This window comes from Curtobacterium sp. PhB115 (genome assembly GCF_003752025.1).
Classification (GTDB): domain Bacteria; phylum Actinomycetota; class Actinomycetes; order Actinomycetales; family Microbacteriaceae; genus Curtobacterium.
The window spans coordinates 1-1,308 of record NZ_RJKR01000004.1 but is presented as its reverse complement, the minus strand read 5'-3'; the positions used below and the strand labels follow the sequence as shown (position 1 = coordinate 1,308).

Sequence of the window (1,308 nt, the reverse complement as noted above, 5' to 3'; positions counted from 1 at the left end):
CCCGGTCAGCAAGCCGACCAGGCACGAGGTCAATCAATAAATTGGCATTGACAATGTGCACGCTGTTGAGTTCTCAAGGACCAGACGCACTCCCCGCGCCACCCCACAAGGAGGCTTTGCCAGAGAGGCATTCGTCTTCGCAACCTCCCGAGCGCACGACCAGAAGGCCGAACATTCAGGAGGATGGTTGCCAGACCGGGACCCCGTCCGGACTGCATCTCCAGGTTCTGCAACCCAGTGACCGTCTCGGCCGTTCCGTTCTCCGCGTCAGCGGCAACGAGTGACAACATTACGCGGAGGTGAACAGCAGCGCCAGCCGGGCCACATCCCGGGCGTGTCGCCTGGGATGGCTTGGGTCAGCGGCCGTGCGCCCAGCGCCGCCGTGGCCGAGACACCGGGACACCGGGACACCGGGACACCGGGACACCGGGACACCGGGACACCGGGACACCGGGACACCAGGACACCGGGACACCGGGACACCGGGACACCGGGACACCGGGACACCGGGACACCGGGACACCGGGACACCGGGACACCGGGACACCGGGACACCGGCACTCCGGCACTCCGGCACTCCGGCACTCCGGCACTCCGGGACTCCGGGACTCCGGGACTCCGGGACTCCGGGACTCCGGGACTCCGGGACTCCGGGACAAGCTTGCTCCCCCGCGAGCTCAAGCGCCACGGTTCTCGGAGGCCATTTCCCACCAGCCGACCGTCGCTCCCGTGCGCGAGAGGCGCCGGCTGACGAGCAGCGCGGGTCGGACGTCCACGCAGGCATCATCGCCGCGCACAGGACGTCCAGGGCTCCGAAGGCGGTGCACTCGACTTCCCAGCCCAGGGTCCTCCGGCACTGTCTCCAGGAGCTCCGCCAGCGCCTGTCCTCCAGGCCGTCATGTGCTGCACGTCCCGAGCCGCCGAGAGACTGCCGCCCGCCAAGCGAGACGCACCGTGCTGGCACGCTTCGTGAGCACAAATGGTCGAGTAGCTCCCAACGACTCGACCAATACCGCTCACGAAACGTCACCGGCAACCGACGGGCCGGCGACCAGCGCGGCAAAGGATCCGTACGACAGCGCGGACGCGGTCCGAAGCCGGCACAGCACGCGCGACCGGCGGAGTCGACTCGGGCATGCTGCTCGAGAAGGCTTCCGACCCTCGCCGCTGCCCGTGAACGCAGGAAACCCCTGACCATAACTTGGTCAGGGGCTTCCTGGTGTTGCAACGTTAAGTCCGGCGGCGTCCTACTCTCCCACAAGGTCCCCCTTGCAGTACCATCGGCGCTGAGAGGCTTAGCTTCCGGGT

At 67.8% G+C, this 1,308-nt stretch carries 1 rRNA gene; it reads right to left on the bottom strand.

Annotation, left to right across the window (positions count from 1 at the left end):
- Positions 1–1,234: 1,234 nt before the first annotated feature.
- Positions 1,235–1,308 (bottom strand): 5S ribosomal RNA (gene rrf / locus EDF19_RS00250); the annotation flags it as partial.